This is a genomic window from Pseudomonas sp. H3_C08 (assembly GCF_054669455.1).
Genome location: NZ_CP162803.1, coordinates 1,061,005 through 1,077,821, shown reverse-complemented (window position 1 = coordinate 1,077,821; position 16,817 = coordinate 1,061,005). Strand labels below are relative to the sequence as shown.

14 protein-coding genes and 1 pseudogene are annotated in these 16,817 nt (G+C 53.9%); 8 read left to right on the top strand and 7 right to left on the bottom strand.

The features are described from left to right. Nucleotides 1-190 precede the first annotated feature (190 nt). The 4 genes and pseudogenes from rtcR to AB4N74_RS05010 form a co-directional block, all read left to right on the top strand. A complete protein-coding gene (rtcR, locus tag AB4N74_RS05025; RefSeq protein ID WP_460098479.1) occupies nucleotides 191-1,789 on the top strand; it encodes an RNA repair transcriptional activator RtcR in 1,599 nt (532 codons plus the stop codon). 121 nt (nucleotides 1,790-1,910) lie between these two features. Further along, nucleotides 1,911-2,180, top strand: a complete 270-nt coding sequence (locus tag AB4N74_RS05020; RefSeq protein ID WP_257358514.1) for a hypothetical protein — start codon at nucleotides 1,911-1,913, stop codon at nucleotides 2,178-2,180. Between the two features lie 84 nt (nucleotides 2,181-2,264). Then, a complete protein-coding gene (locus AB4N74_RS05015; protein ID WP_093439384.1) occupies nucleotides 2,265-2,624 on the top strand; it encodes a hypothetical protein in 360 nt (119 codons plus the stop codon). A 291-nt stretch (nucleotides 2,625-2,915) separates the two neighbouring features. Next, nucleotides 2,916-3,474, top strand: a pseudogene (locus AB4N74_RS05010) (Arm DNA-binding domain-containing protein); the annotation flags it as partial. A 102-nt stretch (nucleotides 3,475-3,576) separates the two neighbouring features. Here the strand turns inward: AB4N74_RS05010 and AB4N74_RS05005 are convergent. Continuing rightward, entirely contained in the window at nucleotides 3,577-4,494 is a 918-nt protein-coding gene (locus tag AB4N74_RS05005) for a LysR family transcriptional regulator (RefSeq protein ID WP_427119539.1), read from the bottom strand. Between the two features lie 237 nt (nucleotides 4,495-4,731). On the opposite strand from AB4N74_RS05005, the gene AB4N74_RS05000 reads away from it, so the two are divergent. The 4 genes from AB4N74_RS05000 (at nucleotide 4,732) to AB4N74_RS04985 (ending at nucleotide 8,648) form a co-directional block, all read left to right on the top strand. Further along, entirely contained in the window at nucleotides 4,732-5,571 is an 840-nt protein-coding gene (locus tag AB4N74_RS05000) for a pirin family protein (protein ID WP_414927508.1), read from the top strand. A 72-nt stretch (nucleotides 5,572-5,643) separates the two neighbouring features. Then, entirely contained in the window at nucleotides 5,644-6,723 is a 1,080-nt protein-coding gene (locus AB4N74_RS04995) for an alkene reductase (RefSeq protein WP_460098476.1), read from the top strand. Nucleotides 6,724-6,968: 245 nt separating this feature from the next. Next, nucleotides 6,969-7,757: an SDR family oxidoreductase gene (locus AB4N74_RS04990; RefSeq protein ID WP_038364716.1), complete on the top strand. Its 789-nt coding sequence runs from the start codon at nucleotides 6,969-6,971 to the stop codon at nucleotides 7,755-7,757. A gap of 198 nt (nucleotides 7,758-7,955) precedes the next feature. Then, complete coding sequence (locus AB4N74_RS04985; protein ID WP_414927509.1) at nucleotides 7,956-8,648, top strand: GntR family transcriptional regulator; 693 nt, start codon at nucleotides 7,956-7,958, stop codon at nucleotides 8,646-8,648. Nucleotides 8,649-8,711: 63 nt separating this feature from the next. Here AB4N74_RS04985 and AB4N74_RS04980 read toward each other — a convergent pair whose 3' ends face one another. The 6 genes from AB4N74_RS04980 to AB4N74_RS04955 all read right to left on the bottom strand — a co-directional run bounded on the left by AB4N74_RS04980 (nucleotide 8,712) and on the right by AB4N74_RS04955 (nucleotide 16,652). After that, a complete protein-coding gene (locus AB4N74_RS04980; RefSeq protein WP_460098473.1) occupies nucleotides 8,712-10,238 on the bottom strand; it encodes a UxaA family hydrolase in 1,527 nt (508 codons plus the stop codon). Further along, nucleotides 10,235-11,605 carry an MFS transporter gene (locus AB4N74_RS04975; protein ID WP_460098471.1) on the bottom strand — a complete coding sequence of 457 codons (1,371 nt, stop codon included), beginning with the start codon at nucleotides 11,603-11,605 and terminating at the stop codon, nucleotides 10,235-10,237. The genes AB4N74_RS04980 and AB4N74_RS04975 overlap by 4 nt, the downstream gene beginning before the upstream one ends. A 110-nt stretch (nucleotides 11,606-11,715) precedes the next feature. Continuing rightward, complete coding sequence (locus tag AB4N74_RS04970; RefSeq protein WP_093439407.1) at nucleotides 11,716-12,642, bottom strand: beta-keto acid cleavage family enzyme; 927 nt, start codon at nucleotides 12,640-12,642, stop codon at nucleotides 11,716-11,718. 50 nt (nucleotides 12,643-12,692) lie between these two features. Beyond that, nucleotides 12,693-13,655 (bottom strand): 3-hydroxyacyl-CoA dehydrogenase, encoded by a 963-nt coding sequence (locus tag AB4N74_RS04965; RefSeq protein ID WP_460098469.1) that lies wholly within the window; start codon nucleotides 13,653-13,655, stop codon nucleotides 12,693-12,695. 322 nt (nucleotides 13,656-13,977) lie between these two features. Next, nucleotides 13,978-15,198: an alpha/beta fold hydrolase gene (locus AB4N74_RS04960; RefSeq protein ID WP_150694411.1), complete on the bottom strand. Its 1,221-nt coding sequence runs from the start codon at nucleotides 15,196-15,198 to the stop codon at nucleotides 13,978-13,980. Between the two features lie 65 nt (nucleotides 15,199-15,263). Beyond that, nucleotides 15,264-16,652, bottom strand: a complete 1,389-nt coding sequence (locus AB4N74_RS04955) for an MFS transporter (RefSeq protein WP_093439415.1) — start codon at nucleotides 16,650-16,652, stop codon at nucleotides 15,264-15,266. Nucleotides 16,653-16,817 lie beyond the last annotated feature (165 nt).

Here is a 16,817-nt window from a genome sequence, read left to right as displayed (position 1 = left end):
GGGTTTTGCTGTTCGTTGCGATAGACATAGCAGCGCCCGTGCCAGGTTTTCAATTCCCCCGAAAAAACTTCATAACTCTCTGTTTTAAATGACCTTTATTATCTATCGACTTTTTGAGTGTTTGAATTGACGACAAACCCTGCGTAGAAAAATTATCATTAGATATCGTTTTTTATCTTTTGAGATAAGCATGCAAAATAGACGTACCGTCGCTATCGGTTTTATCGGAGCCACCCTTGATCGCGTCGGTAAAGGCGCTAATCGCTGGAGCCATTGGCGCCCGAGCGTGGGCCTCTGCCAGCAGGCGGATGTGCTGATCAATCGGCTTGAGCTGATTCACGGCATCGACGCCCGCGACGTCAGTCTCGCCGAGCGAGTGCGCGCCGACATCCAGCAGGTTTCACCGGAAACCGAAGTGCGCCTGCACTCGATGGCGTTGCGCAATCCGTGGGATTTTGAAGAGGTCTACGGCGCGCTGCACGATTTCACCACTGCCTACGCGTTCGACACCGAACACGAGGACTACCTCGTCCACATCACCACCGGCACCCACGTCGCGCAGATCTGCTGGTTTCTGTTGACCGAGGCGCGCTACTTGCCCGCTCGCCTGATCCAGACCTCCCCCGCCAAGCGCAAGAGCGAAGAAGAGCACGCCTGCGGCACCCACGCCCTGATCGACCTCGACCTGTCGCGATACGATCGCATCGCCTCACGCTTCGCCAATAAACGCCTGGAAGGTCTGGCATTTCTGAAGTCCGGCATCGCCACACGCAATGCCGCGTTCAACCGCTCCATCGAGCAGATCGAACGCGTTGCGGTACGCTCGAAAGCCCCCATGTTGCTGATCGGCCCGACCGGTGCCGGCAAATCCTTTCTGGCTCGACGCATCTACGAACTCAAACGCAACCGCCATCAGATGCAGGGCCGCTTTGTTGAAGTCAACTGCGCCACCCTGCGTGGCGACGGCGCGATGTCGACCTTGTTCGGCCACAGCAAAGGTGCCTTCACCGGCGCACAGAACGCACGCGACGGCCTGCTGCGTGCGGCCGATGGCGGCATGCTGTTTCTCGATGAAATCGGCGAACTGGGCGCCGACGAGCAGGCGATGCTACTCAAAGCGATTGAAGAAAAACGCTTCTTTCCACTGGGTTCTGACAAGGAAGTGGAGAGCGACTTCCTGATCATCGCCGGCACCCATCGCGACCTGCGCAGCCGGGTCGCTGAAGGCCTGTTTCGCGAAGACTTGTACGCACGCATCAACCTCTGGACGTTCGACCTTCCCGGCCTCGCCGGTCGCCGCGAGGATATCGAGCCGAATATTGATTTCGAGTTGCAGCGCCATGCCCGTGAGCATGGGCAATTGGTGCGCTTCAACCTTGAAGCACGCCGCCGCTATCTGGCCTTCGCCAGCTCTAGCGAAGCGGCGTGGCTGGGCAATTTCCGCGAACTGTCTGCGTCGATCACGCGCATGGCAACATTGGCGGATAGCGGGAGAATTGATGAGGCGCAGGTGCAGGAAGAGATTGAGCGGTTGCGTTATGCCTGGGGCCTGACCCAAGTGGGAAGCAACTCAGAAGATTTGCCAGGGAATGAAGAGAGCATGGATCTGTTTGACCGCTTGCAGTTGCGGGCAGTGCTTGAGGTCTGCCGGCAAGCAGACAGCCTGTCAGATGCCGGTCGCCGCTTGTTTGGCATCTCGCGCCTGGCCAAGGCGCAGCCTAATGATGCGGACCGCTTGCGCAAGTACCTGGCCCGGTTCGGGATTGAATGGAGCCAGTTGGCGCCGTAGATCTCTTAGACGTATAACGCCTGGCCACCTTACTTAACCGGATGCCGCTGGTCTGATGTACCGCACCTTCGCCCTGTGAGTTCTTCCAATGCAGTACATCCCCGACCTGGAAGACAACCTCATGAACAAGCGAATGATTGCTATCGGATTGGCAAGCCTGCTTTCACTGTGCCCACTGTTTTCCCTTGCGGCTGAAAAAACAGGCGGGGCCTCAGTTCCAGCCACTGCGATTCCCGGCGTAAACCAAGGCGGATCCGAGTCAAAAGAAGACAAAGCTGACAAGAAAGGCGAGGAAGCATCAGGATCAAATTCTGGTGCCGAAGCACACGAAACACAGAAGGATGCCAACACCTCGAGCGATTCTGCAGATGTTAAAAAACCCAGCCAGTGAACCGCCGTTTTTGGCCGCTGAACAGATGGTAGCGCCGAGCCATGAATGCTAACGTTCCCGGCCAACATTCAGGGATGGCGTGCCATGTTCAATCGGTTTCTGGCGACAACGGCAATACTCCTCACTTTCAGCTTTGCAGCGCACAGCGCACCCTTGCCCAGCGAATATCTGGAAGAGTGCCAGCGAGTCGAAAATTCGGCCAAAGCCATCATGAAAGCCAGGCAAGGAGGCGTGCCCCTCTCCTCCGTCCTGGAACTGGCGGACAACGCAGGAAAGGAGAGCGAGTATGTGGGTAGTTTGTACAAAGCCTTGATCGGGCAGGCCTACGACATGCCTAGGGAGTCGGACGCGAGGAAGCAGGAGAAGGTGGTGGCTGACTTTCAGCAAACTTTTTATTCGCTTTGCATCGATTCGGCGCAGAAAACGGCGAGTGAAAGAAGCTGACGGGAAATGCTCTTCTATAGAGAGCAAAAATCACTGCGCATGAAAAAGCCCAATCTTTTCAGATTGGGCTAAGTCATTGAATTATATGGTCGGGACGGAGTGATTCGAACACTCGACCCCTAGCACCCCATCTCCTTTTTCATACTTCTTGATAGCTTCCAAAATTTTACCCTGGATTTTTCCAAGCCGTTATTTACTTGAGCTCCAGCGGTGTTCTGCTCTGCGAGAGTCCAGTAACGTCCATCAAGAGCCGACGTTTTTGTGGGGGTAAAAGTAGGGGGAGTCCATTTTATGGCCAAAATTACCATCAAAGAACTCGAGTCGCTGACCGCCAATGATGCCGGCCGCATCCTCCGGGAGGATGGCAATCTGGCCGGTCGAATCTCAGTCCGTATGGACGGTGTGTCAGTCAGCTTTTTCTATCGGTATCGCTGGGGCAACCAGAACAAAGAGTACGCCTGCGGATCCTGGCCGCGCAAATCCCTGACGGACATCCGCAAGGCACGCAACCAGGCCCGTGCGCTCATCGATGAGCAGATCAATCCCAACGAGCAAAAGAAAACCGCCAAGGCACAGGCATACGCCGCTGCTAACGTAGAGGCCGAACAAGTAAAAACGACGAAGGTGCAAACGCTGACCGTCCAGGACCTGATCAAGGCCTGGCTGTTGGATGGCGTCGCGCGTAAAGATGGCAACTCAGTTGGGCCAGAAAGCGCCAACTTGGCGGGCCTTGTTGGTCGAGGGCAATCCGACGGAACTGGTCGACATCACCCCACTGACCCCTGTCGACTACGAAGCCGAAAGAAACCGCATCCTTTCACCGGCGGAGCTGTTGGAACTGCACAAAAAAAGGTGTTGAGGACGGGCGCAGGCACTTCCTGACTTTTCACTGCATCCCTGCCCCCCTTCTTTCGAAGACAACTGCTTGAACGATACTTGGGCAATGTGTTGATCAGGAACGAGCCGTCACGGGGAATTCTTGTCCCTCCAGTTTCTCCATCACCACCCCAATGAATGCAGACACCGCTAACGGCAAATGTTGCCGGCTGGGGTAAAGCACATGCAGGCCGTATCCGGTTCTATGGTACTGCGGAAGCACAGACACAAGGCGCCCTGTCTGAAGATCAGACTTTGTCATGGCGGGCGGCAGCAAGGCAATTCCTAGCCCGGCCAACGTCGCCTTGCGCAAAGCTTGGGCGGTGTTTCCATTGAAACGGCTAGTGACCCGCACTTCTTCCGCTGCACCATTTGGCCCATGGAGAGTCCAGGTGGTGACGCCACTAGGATGGCCAAAAGTTACACAATCATGATTGACCAAATCTCCAAGTGAATCAGGTATGCCTTTTTTTCTAAGGTAATTCGGGCTGGCCACCAGACCTTCGTTACCAGCTCCAAGGAGTTGGCGACCGACATATCCTGAGTCTTGCAACGCTCCGCCTCGAAACGCAATGTCGATACGATCAGCGATCAAATCGGCGCGTGCATCACTCAGCACAAAGTCGACGTTTACCCGTGGATGCGCCTCGAGAAAATCGGCTACCCACTCCATAGGAAAGAAGTCGAAAAAATCAGCCATTGCCGCAATGCGCACGGTGCCACTCGGCACTTGGTTTCCTGTCATCAGCTGCTCACCAGCGTCAATCAGTCCATCCACGGCTCCACAGCATCGCTCGTGAAAAGCCTCGCCAGAATGGGTGAGTGTGAGCTTGCGCGTGGAGCGCTGCAGCAGCCTTGTACCGAGTTGAGCCTCAAGCTGTTGAACCCGCCGGCCTAAGGTGTTTGAGGGCATTCCAAGCTGCCGTGCTGCCTCAGCGAAACTACCGCTGCGCACCACTTTTACAAACAATGCGACGTCATTCAGATCGATCATCTTGCTGCCACCCACTCCAAAAATGGATCATTTCAATCCAATTATGCCATCTAATAAAGCAATCAATAGACGCATATCCTTCAGTCATTGCTGCAGCTGATCTTCAGTTGCCGGATTCTCCTACGGGCTGACCGTCAAGGCTTTTCGGCATCACGAGTTAATCCACATCCGGTCCAGCCAGCCGGAACTCCGCTCGACGACATCGTCTGTCGGCAAGGGAGAACAAAGAGAGAGCATATGACCGCCACCGTAGCAGTTCGACCACGCGCCATTGTCCATCTTACTGAAGGAACCACACACGGCCCCATAACGAGGCTTATGAGTCCAGGTGATCTAGGAGAGCTGTTGAAGCCGTTTATTTTCCTGGACATTTTCAGCCTGAACGCCAGAGGTGGTAAGTCGAGTTTCGGCATGCATCCGCACTCAGGAATCGCAACGGTTACCTTCATGACAAAAGGGGATGTCTCTTATGAGGACACCACTGGGGCGACCGGTTTACTGCTCGCAGGGGGTGTTGAGTGGATGCAGGCCGGCAATGGGGTGTGGCACGACGCTACGCTAGCAAGCGAGTCCGCAATACAGGGATTCCAGCTCTGGGTGGCATTGCCGCCCCCGCTTGAAAACGCTCCCGCGATGAGTACCTACCTTGATCCGTCGCAAGTTCCACAAGTGGGCCCAGCACGGGTACTACTGGGACGTTACGGGGCAGCCCAAAGCCTGATCGAAGTACCGAGTGAAATGAACTATCTCGCCGTGAGTTTAAAAGACGGTGAGCACTGGCGTTACACCCCACCGTCCGGTCACAACGTTGCCTGGCTCGCGGTTAGTTCAGGAAGTCTGGACGCAGGAGGGTTGGTCAATGTCGGCGAATTAGCTGTGTTCGAAGAGTCAGAGCACCACATCAACTTCATCGCGAAAGGCGATTGCTCCTTCGTGATGGGGTCGGCGGTAAAGCATCCGTACGACCTGGTAACAGGTAACTACTCGGTTCACACGAGCAAGGCAGCTCTGGCGCAGGGCGAAACGGAAATACAGCGGATTGGTACACGGCTGCGGCAGCAAGGACGGCTCAACTAGCGCCGCTCAACCCGGCGTGAAAATCATCTCGACGATAACTATCCAACACCCCAAATCATACTGAGGCACGTCATGACAGCGAGCAATCTCAACCTTCTTTTGTCCCCCACCCGAATCGCCAACCTCCCCCTGAAAAATCACATGGCGATGGCGCCGCTGACGCGAAGCCGAGCTGGCCAAGGCGATGTTCCAACTTCCACAGTGGTCGAGTATTACCGTCAACGTGCAAGCGCCGGCCTCATCATTACTGAGGGTTCTCAGGTCTCGGCTCAAGGCAAAGGCTATATGAGAACACCGGGCATTTTCACCAACGAGCAAATCGCCGGCTGGAAACACGTGACCGACGCCGTGCATGCAGAAGGCGGACGGATATTTCTCCAGCTCTGGCACGTTGGGCGCCTGTCACACTCCCTAGTACAGATCGATAATCAGCTGCCGGTAGCCCCCTCAGCGATCAAAGCTGATGGCGAGATCTACACGCCTGAAGGACTGAAGCCTTACGAGTCGCCACGAGCTCTGAGTCTGGATGAAATTCCTGGTGTGATTGCGGATTTTCGCCAAGGTGCTGAAAACGCGAAGCGTGCAGGTTTTGACGGTGTGGAAATACATGGCGCGAACGGCTACTTGATCGATCAGTTCCTGCGCGATGGCACCAACACCCGAACCGATTCATACGGCGGCTCTGCAGAAAATCGCGCTCGGTTTCTTAAGGAGGTTGTGGAGTCGGTCATCGAAGTATTCGGGGCTAGCCGCGTGGGCGTTCGCCTGTCACCGATTTTTAATTACTTCTCCATGAGCGACAGCGATCCCCAAGCGACATTCAACTATGCAGCAAAAATGCTCAGTCGCTACGGGCTAGCCTACATTCACGTAGTAGAAGTCGGTGCGGGTTCATTCGACTTCAGAGAACTGAAGCGTCGTTTCGCAGGCACCTACATCGCCAATGGGGGCTATGACGCGGAACGCGCAGAAACGTCCCTCAGAGAAGGAAATGCTGATCTGGTGTCCTTTGGCACTGCGTTCCTAGCCAACCCGGATCTGGTAGAGCGATTCGAACAGGGTGTCGCATTGAATGACGCAGACCCGACCACCTTCTATCAGGGTGAGGAGCGAGGTTATACGGATTACCCGACCATGGCCCAGATTCGATAACGATGAAGTGCTGCGGGAAGCGCAGTCGCTGCCAGCTGCCTCTCGCAGATTAATCGGGCCGGCAGGTAGCAATGCTGAGCCGGAGTAGGAGTCTGCGCCCTCTCCGGTAATCACCTGCAAATCTGCGGCAAGCCTGTCTTGACAAACAAACTGTGATCACATATCACTTAATGAGGTTTTCTTGTCTACGCACTCCGTAGCCACGAAAGAACTCATGAACAAAAATAAGACAGGACGCATTAGCTATGAACGTGATGAAGCGGCTGACACCCTATACCGGATTGAGAGTTTTGATTTCCGGTGGGGCAGCAGGCATTGGCGAATCGATCGCGGCTGCATATCTCGAAATTGGGGCAAGAGTCCATGTATGCGATGTAAGTGAGCAGGCGATCGCACAATTTCGTGAGCGCTATCCAGAGGCTTTGGCCACATTGGCTGACGTCTCCGACTCTGCTCAAATTAAGCGAGTCTTCGAGATACAACAGGATTGGGTGGATGGGCTCGATGTACTTATCAACAATGCAGGCATAGCAGGGCCGACCGGCGGAATCGACAAAATTAGCGATGCAGAATGGGAACAGACAATAGACATCAATCTCAATGCGCAGTATCGCTTCGCTCATCATGCTGTCCCCCTCCTAACGAAGTCAGAACACGCACACATCATTCATATTTCATCGGTCGCGGGGCGCTTAGGCTATGCCTGGCGGACTCCATACGCCGCGACCAAGTGGGCCATCGTTGGTCTTATGAAGTCATTGGCAGCCGAGTTGGGCGAAAAAGACATTCGAGTCAACGCACTGCTGCCAGGCATCGTCGAGGGCCCGCGCCAGGATCGCGTCATCAGTGATCGCGCCAAACAGTTAGGCATTTCAGAGCCGGAGATGCGCCAACAAACATTGAAGAAAATATCATTGCGCCGGATGACTCCACCCGAAGACGTGGCAGCAATGGCCTTATTTCTATGCTCTCCTGCTGCTAACAATGTGACAGGGCAAGCGATCAGCATCGACGGCAATGTCGAGTATCTTTGATTAGTCAGACCTACACGTCTCGCCACCGACCGTGGTAGCGAGACGCTTATTGTGCGTGTGCTAAAGAGCTCGTTTCTCCCGAATTCCGTCACTTTCTATACCGGCACATCCGTGATCACAGTTGTCTCATTTTCCTATGCTGGCTGATCGAACCTGCCTATAATTCTCGTCATGAACCTATCCACACTCGTAACGCCCATGATCCGCCAGACCCTCAGTGCGGACGTTTATGCCCAACTGCGTGATCTGCTGATAAGCGGACGCGTTATGCCTGGGGAAAAGCTCTCGCTCAGATCTATAGCGGACGCTCTTGGTGTTAGCGTCATGCCAGTGCGAGAGGCTGTTCACAGGTTGGTCGCTGAGCAAGCGCTTGAAATGGCGGCTAATCGATATATTCGCGTTCCTGTACTGACAGTCAGTCAATTCCGGGAAATCACCAGTATCCGGTTGAATCTGGAGGGGCAAGCGGCAGCTCGTGCTGCGGAGCTTGTTGATTCGCAGGCGCTGGCTGAGATTGAAAAGATACACGAGGCATTTTGCGCAGAGTTTGCAAAAGGCGCTCCCGATGAGTCACGGCTGATTACGCTGAACAAAGAATTGCATTTCGCAATTTATAATCAGGCGGACATGCCCATTCTGCTCCAGATAGTTGAGTCCCTGTGGCTGAGAATAGGGCCTATCATCAACTATGACCTGCGATCTGGCACTGAGCGTGTGGTTCAGCGAGTGCAAGCCAGTCATCACGCAGCGATGGTTGATGCATTAAAGAAGGGTGACCCCGTTGCCGCCTGTGAGTCACTGCAAGATGACATCAAAAGTGCTGCCGAGTTTATCCTGAATACAGGGGCGCTGATCGTTGCCGATGCGCACAACCCTGTCGAAGCTGATTAGTTTCACCAACAAGTTTTAAGAAGAGGCGCCCTGATAACAGAGCGCCTCTTTTTTGCTCGCTTATTACATTTGAGCACCGATCATCCAAGGCACTGTTTCTTCATTGCCAACGCCCAACGCCTCGCTCTTAGATTTTTCCCCAGAAGCCACTCGTATGAGCATGTCGAAAATCTCTTTACCCTTCGATTCAAGGGTGGCATCGCCATCCATGACATCCCCGCAGTTGATGTCCATATCATCCTTCATGCGAGTGTACATCTTGGTATTCGTCGCAAGCTTGATCGAAGGAGCAGGTTTGGCGCCAAAGCACGAGCCGCGTCCGGTGGTGAACGCAACGAGGTTTGCGCCGCTGGCGATTTGGCCAGTGGCTCCCATCGGGTCATAGCCAGGCGCATCCATGAACACCAAGCCTCGGACTGTAATGGGCTCGGCGTAACGATAAACGCCCATGAGTGCGGAGGAGCCGCTTTTGGCAACTGCGCCTAAAGACTTTTCAAGAATGGTCGTCAGGCCGCCAGCCTTGTTGCCAGGTGTGGGGTTGTTATCGATGCTGCCTTTTTCGCGGTCTGCGTAACTTTCCCACCATTTGATAAGGTCGACGATACCTTGGCCAACCTCACGGGTTGCCGCGCGACGAGTCAGCAGGTGTTCAGCGCCGTAGATCTCCGGCGTTTCGCTAAGGATTGCAGTTCCACCTTGCGCTACGAGCATATCGACAGCCACACCGAGGGCGGGGTTGGCCGTGATGCCCGAGTATCCGTCTGAACCGCCGCACTGGAGCGCCACGGTCAGGTGCCGCGCCGAGACCGGCTCGCGTCGGCACTCGTTGGCAACCGGCAGCATCGATTCCACGGCGGCAATGGCGGCATCCGCTGCGTTGCGGGTTCCGCCAACGTCTTGGATGACCACGGGAGCGATAAGCTTGCCGGTCTCGATGCCCTGGGCCATGAACAGCGCCCCCATCTGATTGGCTTCACAGCCAAGGCCGATGACGACCACGCCAGCGAAGTTGGCGTGCTTGATGAAACCGCCTAGCGTGCGCCGCAGTTGGTTCACCCCCTTGCCATTGTGCTCTATGCAGCAACCGAAGCTGTGGGTGATCGGCACCACACCGTCCACGTTTGGGTAAGCATCCAGCACACCGTTTCGCGAGAAGTGTTCAACCACCATTTTGGTAACAGTGGAGGAGCAGTTCACAGTGCTCACTACACCAATGTAGTTTCGAGTCGCTACTCGCCCGTCAGCGCGGACGAAACCTTGGAATGTCACAGGAGAGGCTGCAGGCGACGCGACTTTGGCATCCTCGCCGAACGCGTAGTCTCGCTCGAACGTCGCCATCTCCAGATTGTGCGTATGCACGTAATCGCCTGGCTCAATGGATTTAGTAGCAAAGCCAATGATCTGGCCATAACGCAGAACAGGATCACCTGGGTTTACGTGTGCAAGGGCGATTTTGTGCGCTGCGGGCACATCGGCGAGCACCACGATATTACCGAACTCCGTAACCACGGTTCCTTGAGGTATCGAAGCGCGTGCGATTGCAACATTATCGTCGAGATGTAGTTTAAGTGCCAGGGATGTACTCTTCATTTTGTCCTCGCATTATCAGTAATACACGGCGCAGCCTGGGGCAATACAATGTTGTCCCGCGTTTTTTTAGTAATCGTTTCTTGTGCCTGACGTAGTTTCAAACTCAGGAATGCCGCGAGCGTTAATAGAGCCGCTACAATAATGAGTCCATTCTTCGTGCTCCCAGTAGTTTGTTCAACGAAGCCCAGAAGTGAAGGGCCGAAGAAACCGCCAGTAATACCAAAGGTATTCACTAACGCCAGACCCGCCGCCATACCTGCTCCCGCCAGTCTTGAACTGGCAAAGAGGAATATCACAGGCTGAACAACGAAAAACATCGATGCCGTAAGAGTGAATCCTATTAGAGCTATCAGTGGAGTGGTAAAGGCCGCGAGGGTCAATCCAGCCGACATCAGGAGCAGCCCACCGAACATTATTTTGCGTGAAATTTTCGGAGTAGTTGCATACTTTGGAAGAAACGCTGCCCCGAGTGCTGCTGCGATCCATGGGATTGAGTTTAACAATCCTATTTGTAACGATGACAAGCCTCCATACGTGCCAATGATGCCCGGCAAGAAGAAAATTACCGAATACACACTCACTTGGTGGAGGAAGTACACCGCGATCGCAAGCCAAATCTGAGGGATTTTAAGAACGCCCTTAAAAGAATGACCTACATTACCGGAGGCGATTTCTTCATCATGTTCTTTCTTCAGAACTTGCTCTACTTCAGTGACTTGTTCCTTTGACAGCCAACTTGCCGTAGATGGGCCGTCCGGAAGCTTTCGCCAAATCACGACGGAGAATAGAACAGCTGGAATCCCCTCCAAGAAGAAAAGCCACTGCCAGCCGTGCCAACCCCAGATTCCATCCATCTCTAACAGCAGCCCGCCAACCGGCCCGCTGATGATGTTCGCGAGACAGACCCCGATTAGAAAATAGCCACTGGCTCGTGCCCTTTGCTCACGACCAAACCAATAGGTTAGATAGAGCATTACACCTGGGAACAATCCGGCTTCAGCTGCGCCCAGTAGCGCGCGGGCAATGTAAAACGTAGTCTCATCGGTAATGAAGGCCATACCGGCAGACAACAACCCCCAGGTGATCATGATCCTGGTGATCCAGAGTCGGGCACCTACCCGGTGCATGATCAGGTTACTGGGTACCTCCATGAGTGCATAGGTAAGGAAGAAGAGCCCTGCACCAAAACCGTAGGCGGCAGCGGAAATACCCAAGTCTACTGCCATGTGTGTTTTGGCAAGTGAAATGTTAGTTCTGTCTAGAAAGCTTATAACGTAAGCAAAGATTAACATCGGCATTAGTTTGCGAAACATTAAAGCGTTCAGCGACTGTCCCTTTTGTATTTTTGTATGGGTCGTAGCTAACATGGTTCATTTTCTCCTCATGAGGATAAGTTGCTAAGGCGCGAGTGTTGTGCCGCGACCTTTAGTTATCAAAATATCCTCTAGATAGGCTTTACGGGGATGAATACCCGCGTTTAGAAATTGACGTTATCGCCACCTTTGAGCTTCAGGATTTCCCTCGCGTCAGCAGGTGTCGCCACTTCAAGTGAAAGCCCTTCGAGAATTTTGCGCATACGCGAGACTTGATCGGCGTTGCTTTTTGCCAATTGGCCCGGCCCGTCCCAAAGCGAGTCTTCAAGACCCACACGCACGTGTCCTCCAAGCGTGGCTGATTGAGCACCAATGCTCATCTGCTGCTTTCCTGCTGGAAGAACCGACCACTGATAGTCATCTCCGAAAAGACGATCAGCTGTGCGACGCATATGCAGGACGTCCTCAGGGTGACCGCCGATACCGCCCAAAATGCCGAAAACCGATTGGATCAAAAATGGGGGTTTGATGAGGCCGCGATCAATGAAATGTGCAGCGGTGTAGAGATGCCCAATGTCATAGCATTCGATTTCAAAACGGGTACCGTTCTCACTGCATGACTCGAGGATGTGGGCTATGTCGGTAAATGTGTTTTTGAAAATGCGGTCATGGCTGCCGACGAGGTATGGTTCCTCCCAAGCGTGTTTGAACTCCTTAAACCGATTAAGCATTGGGTAAAGACCCATGTTCATCGTGCCCATGTTCAGTGAGGCCACTTCCGGTTTGAACTGATGTGCTGGACGAAGTCGATCTTCAAGCGACATTGTCGGTGCGCCACCTGTAGTCAGGTTTATCACCACATCGCTAGCCTCTTTAATAGCCGGCAGAAACTGCTTAAACAGTTCCGGATCCTGAGAGGGGCTGCCATCAATTGGGTTACGAGCATGTAGGTGAACAATTGAGGCGCCAGCCTCAGCGGCACCAATCGCCGCTTCGGCAATTTGACCTGGTGTTACCGGCAGGTAACGGGACATGGAAGGTGTATGAATTGCGCCGGTGACCGCGCAAGTGATGATGACTTTACGAGCCATGGTGACCTCCTGGTTACTTTTATTTTGGTGTTCAGGATGAAGTGATGCCGTCAGGAATTTGGTGCTTGACGCTTGTGCGCAGCGAGAGCCATAAGGCGGCGGTCACGCCAGGCGGATCGCAATGCAATGCCTTCAAGTTCAAGTTTTTGGCGGCGCTCGTCATGTACTCGGGCGACTGCTGATTCCGACCAGTCAAAAGCATTTTCGGAATTGATCGTTTCGCGATTTTGCTGACCGTAGCGTTTGGCATAGTCAGATACGCCGGCAGGGGCGTTGAGATCGATGGTTTCGAAGGGGCCCATAAATGACCAGCGGAGGGCGAGTCCATCTTTGAGCACCCGATCAATATCCTCAGAGCTGGCAAAGCCTTCCTCATGCAATTTGAAGCATTCGTTGAGGACTGCTGCTTGGACTCGGTTCAACAAGAAGCCGTGGATCTCTCGGGATAGAACGACAGGGCTCTGCCCTGCTGCGGTGTAGATCTCATGTGCTCGAATCATCACTTCAGATTCTGTCCACGGCGCTGGGCAAAGCTCCACAAGAGGAACTAAGTAAGGTGGGTTGGTAGGGTGTGCAACTACGCAGCGCCCCCGACCTGGTAGATCTTTAGTGAACTCGGAGGCCGGTAACCATGAAGTTGAACTGGCAAGAATCGCGGCCTTGGGCGCCACCGCATCCATTCGACTGAAGATATCGATTTTCGCCTCCACCGTTTCCCGAACGTTTTCCTGTACGAGCACCACGTCACGTAGCGCATCAGCCAAGTCGGGAACGCAAGTAATGCGTGCCAGCACGGTGAGGGGGGCGTCATTAAGAAGATCGAATTCTGCGAGCTCATTAAGTCTCGCTTCGATGTAGGCATGGCTGTTCTGCATTGTCTGCAGATCCATGTCGTGTAAACGCACCGAATGTCCCGCCCGAGCAAAAACAATCGCCCAAGCTCTCCCAATCAGGCCTGCGCCAACGATTGCAATGGGGCCACGCTCGGTCGCAGATGGAGTTGTACTTCGCATGATGTTCTCCAAATTTTGTATTTATGTTTAGGAGTAATCGTTTGAGCGGTTGGTGAACAATGCTGACGCTCAGATGTTCGCTCTGAGACAGATGCTATCCACTGTGATCACAGATCACAAGAAAATAATTCTGATTGTCTGACGATCGGCTATGGAAGGGATTCGAGGGTCGAGATAGCTCCCGCAACGGCCTGAGCCTCGGTGGGTCGGCGCGCTTTAGGTTTTTGTGCGGGAATAGAAAAGGTTTTTTTCGGGATTGAACCTTCGCGTTAAATAAACGCAGAAAAGCCCGCCTGACGAGCGGGCTCCTCAATCAGATCTTTCAGCCTGCGTGGCCGTGACCCGCTTCACGAAGGAAAGCGCGTACCGTGTCACAGAACTCCAATGGGTTCTCAGTCATTGGATAGTGGCCAGTACCTGCGAGCACGGCGATTTTACTGCCGGGAATGCGAGATGCTGTCTCCTCAACCTTCTCTTGGTACACCAACCAATCCGCATCACCGCGCAGAAGTAAAACAGGCGCTTTGATCTTTCCAACTTGTTGCCGCTGATCAAAGTTCGCATAGCCTGTGAGGTCACCCTTCATCACCTGCGGCGTAGTTCGCGAGATCTGCCACACCACCTCCCTCGCACGATCTGGTGGAGTGCGATTGCCCGTCATCGAACGAGACCAGGCACCGATGATCTCTGGCCCATTCATGAGCAACATATCGAGGAAGAACTCGGAAACCGTCGGGGTAAAATCTGCCCCTTCAGCTGAAATGATCGCGCTGTACGCATCGGGCCGACGCGCCCCCAATTCCAGCACCAGATTGCCACCCATCGAGCATCCCATGATGGCGGGTTTCTCAAGTCCCAAGGCCTCCATAAGGTGCTCATTGAACTCCGCATGGCGAGTGAGGCTGTGGAATGGGCCTGATTCGGGTAGCTCTGATTTGCTGTGCCCGGGGGCGTCAATTGCGATGACGCGGAACTCATCTGAGAGACCGTCCAGTACGTGCCTGTACATCAGAGAATCTTGTGATGCTGCGTGGAAGCAAACGAGTGGACGCCCCTCCCCTGATTCTTCGTAGTAAACGCGAATTCCATCAACAGTAATGTACCGTCCTACCGTCTCTTTCCCCGACGGCTTAGGCCCGGGAGAGTACGAGACTGGTGGGTTATTATTGGCTTTCCCTACACGCTTCATTGCGTCGAACGCGCGGGCCATCACATCTACGTACTGCCATGCAGCGACCACGTTGCCCTCAAGCTCAAGTTTTCCCAATCCAGGGGACAACGCTTCAAACCAGTCAATCTTTCCGTCAAGAACGCGCTGCCACTCATCATCAGCACCAGACACAATGATGTCTGCGCCCAACGGGCTTCCTTCGGGGTAAACCGCAACGACTTTACCGGCGAGAACCGCAAGCGTTGAGAAACCTGTGCTGTGCTTGAATTGAATGCGCCCATCAAAATAGCGAGCAGCGGCAGTCCAATCAGCATCACCGTTTAACTCGTCGGCGAATTGGCTCAACCATTTGGCATCATTAATAAGGGTCATGACTTTCTCCTAGCTTTAACTATCCCCAAGGGGATTTTCTTGTAATTGCAGGTACGATCGGTTCGTTACAAACCCATGTTGCAAGAGGACTTCGATACCAGCGCCTTGTCGTACTTAAGGAACCAGCCAGTAGTTTCACGGGTGAAGAAAATGGTGATGATGGCCGCCAGTACCATGAGACCGGAGATAAAGTAGAGCGCGTAGTTGTAGCCCGCAGCCTGCTCAAAGCCACCACCTGCGCCGATGAACATCCCGATCACGAATGGCCCAAAGCCACCGGCGTAAATACCGACGTTGACGATTGAGCCCGCCAGGCCAGTCGTGCCTTGCTTCGCAGAGTCAAACGCAATGGCATACAGCAACGTGTAGGGCGCGTTCATCGCGAATCCAGCAAACAACTGAATCGCGATAAGCCAAGTCAGGCTGACGGATGAGTATTTGAAGAGGTACATGCCCACCGCAAGCCACGCGAAAACAAGCACTAGGCAAAGCTTTCGGCCCGCACGGTCTGAAATCCACCCCCAAACGATCTGGCCGATACCACCGGTGATCGTGAAGAGCACTGAGTAAGCAGCTGCCTCTGCGAAGTTGTAATGGGCAACAAAAGCCAGGTACTGAGGTAGCCAGAAGCTGATGCCGAAGTAGCCAACGATTGCGAACATCGAGATAAGAGCGATAGCGGAGATGTTCGGATTTTTCATTGCAGACTTGAACGCGCCTTTAGGCACTTCCACCACACCCTGTACCGCTTCCATTGATGGAGGGGTCTCACCGACGGCTTGAGCGTGTTCAACAAAGGACTGGTAACGCTTCTTCGTACTGAACCACCAGTAGACCGAAAAGATGATGATCATCGGTACAGGGAACAGCAGGAATGCCAAGCGCCAATTTTCCGGGCCGTAAGCGTGGAGTAGAGCACTGATCGCTAAGCCACCGATCAATGTGCCCCAAGGGTATCCGGTGTGATGAAGTCCTAGGGCGAAACCACGGCGCTCCTTCGACCACCACTCAGACAAGGAGGTGACTTCGATGGCTTCGCCAGCACCGCCAAATGCGTGAGACATCACTTGCAGCGCGACAAGCACTCCAAGCGAGCCTGTCAAGAAATTGAGGCCGGTCAGAAAGGTGAATAGCGTGTATGCAATCACGATTGGCAGGTGGCGGTATTTTCGCATCCATCCCTGACCGCCTTTATCAGCCCAAATCATGCAAGGCACGGCTATCAAAGATGTAGCGATCGTGATGAACGCGGCAAGCAGCCCAGTCAGCTCAGCGCTTGTCTTGAACTCGCTGGTGATGGAGGGCAATACCATAAAGAACATCTGGCGGGAGTTGGCATCCATGGCATACACGAGCCACAAAAGAGCCATCGCGCCCCACGAGGCTGCACCTGCTCCTTTTGGCACACGATTGACCGCAGGTAATGCTTCGATTTTGTCTTGAGCAAATCCCATGGGGATATCTCCGGGTATTTATTTTTATTCTCCGGCTGAGGATCGGTGTTTTGCACACATACGCCTCAACATCCGAGATGATCCAGCACTTGTCGTACTGCTCACCATGGACAGAGGTTATGGCTCAATTTCAGGGCTGAATATAGCTGGCAAAGCACACCTGCT